We start from the raw sequence: 6,205 nt of genomic DNA on the forward strand, positions 1-6,205 counted from the left end.
TGTGGGCTTTGCCCACATCCCCAGAGCGCGTTTCCAGATTCGATTGTTGGATATGACTGAACGCGCTTTTAAGGCCGCCTCCCTAGGGTTTTTGGGGGCTGGGAGCTGCCGAAGGCGGCCCCCCAAAGAATTTTTCTCCCCTGCCTGTAGCCCTTTGGGCTACAGGCAGGGGAGAAAGGCGGGAAAGGCCATCCGGCTTCCCCACCGCATACCCAAAAACCCATGAGCGTGCTGTTGTTTACTGCTCCACCCCCAGCTCGGTCCAAATGCGATCGTATATCTCAATGGCCTCTCCCACGTCAATCAACCATTCCATCTTTCGCTTCAGCTCCTCCGGTGGATAAATGCCCGGATCGTTCAGAAGCGCAGGGTCGATCAGATGTTCCTGGATCGCCGTCCGGTTCGGGCTGCCATATTTAATGGTGTTCGCATTGATCGCAGCAATATCTGGGCGCATCAGGAAGTTAATGAAAATCTCGGCCGTGTATTTGTTCCGGGCGGTCTTCGGTATAGCCAGATTATCCTGCCAAATCGTGCAGCCTTCCTCGGGGATCACATACTTCAAGGAAGGCTTGACATCCCGGGCCCGAATGGCATCTCCGGTCCAGATGTGGGCGAGGACCACTTCGCCAGCCACCAGAAGATCGCGGTTGGTATCGCTGGTGTAAGCCTTCACATAAGGCTTCTGACGGAGCAAAACCTCCTTTGCCTTTTGCAATTCGTCCGGATTGGTTGAATTCATCGAGAAACCCAGATATTTGAGAGCCGCTCCGATGACCTCCCGTTCGTCCTTCAGCATTGAGATTTTCCCCTGCACGTCTGGCGCTGGCTCAAACACATCCCGCCAGCTCTTCAACTCCCGCGGGATAGCCGCGGTGTCATACATGAAACCCGATGTTCCCCACATGTAGGGAACCGTGTATTTATTCTCCGGATCGAAATAGAGGCCGAGATGGTTCGGATCAATGTGTTTGATATTGGGAAGATTGCTTTTGTCCAGTTCGGCTAGCATTCCCTCATTGATCATGATGGAGACCATATAGTCAGAGGGCACGATGACATCGTAACCGGTGGCTCCAGCTTGGAGCTTGGCTAGCAGGGTTTCATTGGAATCATAAGTGTCGACGATCACCTTAACTCCGCATTCCTGCTCAAACCGATTCAGCACTTCTGGAGCGATATAATCCGGCCAGTTGAACAAATAGAGCTCCTTTGAGAGCTTCGAGCGGTCGCCGCAGGAGTCCTCTACCCGGGTGGGAACGGTGGGAGCGGTGGGAGAGGCCGAGGGAGGCATCGGCGTTGGAGATACTGCAGGAGCCCCGCATGCAGCTAGGAAAGCCATTAAGATGAACAGACAGAGACTGCGTCCAGTGATGCCCATGGCCAGACCTCCTTTCCAGGGTTTTTGGGGAAAGAAAAGGATGAGCGCTCAAGCGTCCTATTGCTTTGTCCATATATCTTTGGAGGTTTTAAGGTTGCTCTGCCGAAAAGATGAAAAGAGCGTGGAGGGAATTCCTATGAGGGGGCGCATAAGCGCCCCCTCATAGGAACTCTACGAATCGAAAGATCGTCACTACGAATTCGGGGGACCGCCTTTGTTTACAACAGAGCATTTTACGGTCCTTGGGGATCTTCGGAGATTAGCCCTCTCCATCGCATATCTCAAAAACGTATGCAGCACTACAAACAGCGGCTGCTTAATTATGGTTCAGAATCTCCAGTGCGATCCCTGCCTCCGTGAGGCGCTCCTCCAGACGACGGCACACCTCCTTTACCAAGGCTTGGGCCTCCTCCGAGGTGGACGCAACGGCCGAGAGGTAAACCCGAAGACGGACCTCAGGGCCAAACGCTCGCGCCCGAGATTTTATATACACTTGAGGGAATCGCTGATGGATCTCCTCCAATAAAGGGGCTAATCGGGATTCATCTCCGCACTCGACGAGCAAACGGAGCTCCGCAAAACCTGCTTTTCCAAATCGAGTCTGAAGATAAGGCGCGAGAGCGCCCTGAACGATGGCTTTCATCTCCTCAGGAACCCCAGGGAGACAGACCACGGTGGTCCGTTCCAAAGGAAGAAGGACCCCTGGGGCAGCGCCGATAGGGTTCGCTAAGGGGACCGCACCTTGGGGGAGGAGAGCCATCTTACGGCGGGGCGGTGTGAGCTCGGAGTCAGCCACATAGCCCAACTCAGCCAGGGCTTGATAACGCGTTGCCACCATCTGAAGCGCCTGAGGATGCTCCTCCAACGGCCGGCCCGTGGCTAAAGCCACCCCGGCAAGCGTTCGATCGTCCTCTGTTGGACCCAGCCCTCCCGTGGTGAATATAAAATCAGGCCCCCGCCACAATGAGCGCTCCAACTCGGCGCGAATCTCCTCCACATCGTCCGGGAGAATGGTCGCTCGCTGCACCCTCCCACCCAGCCCGGTGAAGAAACGACACAGCCAAGCCGTGTTGGTATCGACCACCTCGCCCAGCAATAACTCATTCCCAATGGCGAAAATCTCCACTGTCGGAGGGCGAACACCCATCGGGCTTACTCCTCACCGGACGGGGCAGAGGTGAAATTGCTCATCACCCGCTCGATGCTGGCGATCAACTCCGAGGGCCCAAAAGGCTTGGTGAGGTAATCATCTACCCGGGCGATATGAAGCCCCAAGATGCGATCCACATGTTGTGCTCGGGCGGTGACCACAATCACCGGGATGTTGCGCAGCTCCGGATCAGCTTTCATCTGTTGGTAAACTTCCCACCCATCAATGTCCGGCATCATCAGATCCAGCAGAACGAGGTCCGGTTTCTCTCGCCGGATGACTTCGATTCCCTCCATCCCGCTGGTTGCCCAGCCGACCAACTCATACCCCCGTCGGGTGACGATCAGACGGATTAGGTCGATCATATCTTGATCGTCCTCGATACATACAATGCGAATCTTTCTCCGATCTCCTTCAGCCATGTGGAACTCCTCGCTCGGGAAACTCAAGCAGAGCATTTGTGCAGCGGGCGATCCTCTGATCCTCTCTCCGAGCGTCTTTCTCTTCCAGGCATCCTGGCCCTCCCTCTCCCCAAAGGGTCAGGGTGCGAGGCCGCTAATGCTTTATCCACTTGAGTTGTGGGGAGATGTGGTGAAGGGAGCGGATGATCCCTCCACCCTTTCTCTCCTCCTCCCGCAGCCCTTTGGGCTGCGGGAGGAGGAGAGAAAACCCTTTCAGGGATTGAGGGCTGTTTGTAGTAGGGCGCTTATGAAGTTTAAAAAATCAACTCGCCCCCAAACCCCTTTTCTCCCCTCCTCCCCGCGGCCCTTCGGGCCGTGGGGAGGGGGATCAAGGGGGGTGAGGTCTCCCGCTTCTCTCACGGCGTATCCTCAACGTGGAATGTGCGGATTGATTTGTTAAATTTCATAAGCGCCTGTTTTTAGTGATCTTTCCTAACCCCTGAAGATCCCCAAGGGCCTTAAAACCTCAAATATGGACAAAGCACTAAGGGCGACCTCACCCCCAGAATGAGGAAAGGAGGAAAGGTCAGTGAAAATACCAAATCCAAGGGCCGGTCTTGCGATCGAGGAGCCCGCTGCTTTGGAAAAGTTTAATGGAAACCGCTCCTTTGGGCAAGCGAGCCGGGGTCTCTGGGCTCGTCGTCTCACGGAGTGAATGGTCCCATCCCCCTTCCGCTCCGCAGCTTGGAGAGCTGTGAGGGACAAGGGAAATCGAAGCCCCTACTCTGGATCTTCCTGCACAACCCGGATATGAAGCTCCCGCAGTTGGCGCTCATCCACTTCCGATGGCGCATCAAAGAGGAGATCCATAGCGCTGGCCGTCTTGGGGAAGGCAATGACCTCTCGAATGTTCGGCTCATCCGCCAGGAGCATCACCAGACGATCTAACCCCAGGGCGATCCCTCCATGAGGCGGCGCGCCGAACTCAAAAGCCTCCAGCATATGGCCGAAGCGGGCGCGCGCTTGCTCCGGCGTATAGCCCAACAGCCGGAAAACCCGTTCCTGAACATCTCGACGGTGAATCCGAATGCTTCCCCCACCGATCTCATATCCATTGCACACAATGTCATAGGATTTGGCGCGGACGGATCCGGGATCCGTCTCCAGACGGTCTAAATCCTCATCCATTGGCGAGGTGAACGGATGATGCATCGCTTCCCATCGCCCCTCTTCGTCATTCCACTCAAACATCGGGAACTCCAGGATCCAAGCGAAAGCGAACTCGTCCGGATCGGCGAGCTGCAATCGATCTCGGAAGAACAATCGCAATCCTCCCAGAGCTTTGGCCACCGTATCCGGCGCATCGGCCACCATGCAAACGAGATCCCCTACCCCGGCCCCGACCCGCTCCGCAATCACTGCTTTCTCGCCTTCGGCGAGGAACTTCACCGCCGGCCCTTTCACATCGTCCCCAGCGAAGGCAAGAGTGATCAGGCCTTTCGCACCTAGCGACTTCACGTAGGTCGTCAGCTCATCGATCTCGCGGCGGCTGTAGCCCGCACACCCTGGAGCCCGCAACGCCTTCACCTGCCCCCCGCTTTGAGCGATGGAACGAAAGACTTCAAACGAGCTCTCTCGAAATACGTCCGTCAGATCCACCAGCTCCATGCCAAACCGGAGGTCAGGTTTGTCTGAGCCATAACGGGCTATCGCCTCGGAGTAGGTGAGGCGGGGGAAAGGAGCGCGGAAGCGCTTGTGCGGGGTAACCCGCTGCACCACCTCGATCAGCAACCCCTCGATGACCTGGAGGATATCCTCACGGTCCACAAAGGACATCTCCAGATCCAATTGAGTGAACTCCGGCTGTCGGTCGCCCCGCAAATCCTCGTCCCGGAAGCAGCGGGCGATCTGATAGTATTTCTCCAATCCCGCCACCATCAGCAATTGCTTGAGTTGCTGTGGGGATTGGGGAAGAGCGTAGAACTTACCTGGATGAAGCCGGCTGGGGACAATGAAATCCCGGGCGCCCTCCGGCGTGCTCTTGATCAGAATAGGGGTTTCCACTTCGACAAACCCACGGGCATCCAGATAATCCCGGATCGCCCGCGTGGTCTGGTGGCGCAGCATCAGGTTCCGCTGCATCCTGGCACGACGCAAATCCAGATAGCGGTAGCGCAAGCGGACCGCCTCATCGATCCGACGACCATCATCATCGATGGAGAAAGGCAACGGACGGGCAGGGTTGAGGATGTGCACCTCATGGGCTTCGACCTCAACTTCCCCAGTCGGCAAATTGGGATTTTCCGCACCGGCCGGGCGCCGCCGGACCAGGCCACGAACCCGGATCACATATTCCAGGCGCACCTCGTCCAGGACGGCATGGGCGGCAGCAGAGCGAGAGGGATCGCCCACCACCTGCACCAGGCCGCTCCGATCCCTGAGATCGATGAAAATCAATCCACCGTGGTCCCGACGACGGTGGACCCAACCGGCCAGCTCGACCTCCTGGCCAATGTGCGCTGGACGCAACTCTCCACATCCGTGGCTCTTCAACATGAAGCCCTCCTTATTCGGAATCGTGCTCGCTCGAGTCGCCAACCTATAACGATTCAGCCCCGCCCACTTACTGCCCCTACCCTTCCCGGCTCTGCGGGAGACGAGTCCTCACCCTACCGGAAATTTGAGGGACAGGCTGGAGCCTTCAATGCTCACCCCACCAACATCGGGTAGTTGCCCCTTTCAATAGTAGCGAGCTCCAGATTGATTTCCTGGCGGGGTGTCCACGCAACATCGAAAGCCACCATCAAAAACCTGGGCCGCCCTCCTGCGGGTGGGCGGCCCAGGTTGCCCATGAATCGCTCAGCCTGTATGGGATCAAAGCCTTCCTACCGCCCCCCGCTGTATACGCCGGAAGACGTCATTGCCTGGGATATCCTGATTGAGATTCGAACGGCCCACTGCGATCATAGCCCCTGCACCGACGGTTTTTGGGAGCGGGGCTGAGGGCCAAAGGCGCCCGGCTCCGCCCCCCCAAGCCCCCAAAAGGGAACCCACCGCGTAATTCCCTAAAAGGATAGCATAAGCCTCTTCATGTGCCAAGGGGTATTGATCCGATGAAAAATTTTGGGGGGCCGAGCCGGCGCCTGCGGCGCGCGGCTTGGCCCCCCAGCACCCCAAGGAGGAAACGGCCTAATATTTATGATATGCGGTGGAGCGGCCATCTGCCCCTCACCCCTTCCTCCTCCCTCCCCGCAGCCCTTCGGGCTGCGGGGG

Annotated in this window: 4 protein-coding genes; all 4 read right to left on the reverse strand. The window is 57.3% G+C overall.

What is annotated here, in order from left to right:
* Positions 1–238: 238 nt before the first annotated feature.
* The 4 genes from ACFMO5_RS14070 to aspS all read right to left on the reverse strand — a co-directional run bounded on the left by ACFMO5_RS14070 (position 239) and on the right by aspS (position 5,488).
* Positions 239–1,381, reverse strand: coding sequence for a spermidine/putrescine ABC transporter substrate-binding protein (locus tag ACFMO5_RS14070; RefSeq protein WP_376793379.1), 1,143 nt, complete (start codon positions 1,379–1,381; stop codon positions 239–241).
* 316 nt (positions 1,382–1,697) lie between these two features.
* Positions 1,698–2,528 carry a competence/damage-inducible protein A gene (locus ACFMO5_RS14075; protein ID WP_376793380.1) on the reverse strand — a complete coding sequence of 277 codons (831 nt, stop codon included), beginning with the start codon at positions 2,526–2,528 and terminating at the stop codon, positions 1,698–1,700.
* A 5-nt stretch (positions 2,529–2,533) separates the two neighbouring features.
* Positions 2,534–2,989, reverse strand: coding sequence for a response regulator transcription factor (locus ACFMO5_RS14080; protein WP_376793381.1), 456 nt, complete (start codon positions 2,987–2,989; stop codon positions 2,534–2,536).
* Positions 2,990–3,712: 723 nt separating this feature from the next.
* Entirely contained in the window at positions 3,713–5,488 is a 1,776-nt protein-coding gene (gene aspS, locus ACFMO5_RS14085) for an aspartate--tRNA ligase (protein WP_376793382.1), read from the reverse strand.
* Positions 5,489–6,205 lie beyond the last annotated feature (717 nt).

It is taken from the genome of Thermoflexus sp. (assembly GCF_042408365.1).
Lineage (GTDB): Bacteria > Chloroflexota > Anaerolineae > Thermoflexales > Thermoflexaceae > Thermoflexus.

Coding starts and splice junctions, on each gene's coding strand:
- ACFMO5_RS14070 (WP_376793379.1), bottom strand. CDS start 1,381: ATGGGCATCACTGGACGCAGTCTCTGTCTGTTCATCTTAATGGCTTTC.
- ACFMO5_RS14075 (WP_376793380.1), bottom strand. CDS start 2,528: ATGGGTGTTCGCCCTCCGACAGTGGAGATTTTCGCCATTGGGAATGAG.
- ACFMO5_RS14080 (WP_376793381.1), bottom strand. CDS start 2,989: ATGCTCTGCTTGAGTTTCCCGAGCGAGGAGTTCCACATGGCTGAAGGA.
- aspS (WP_376793382.1), bottom strand. CDS start 5,488: ATGTTGAAGAGCCACGGATGTGGAGAGTTGCGTCCAGCGCACATTGGC.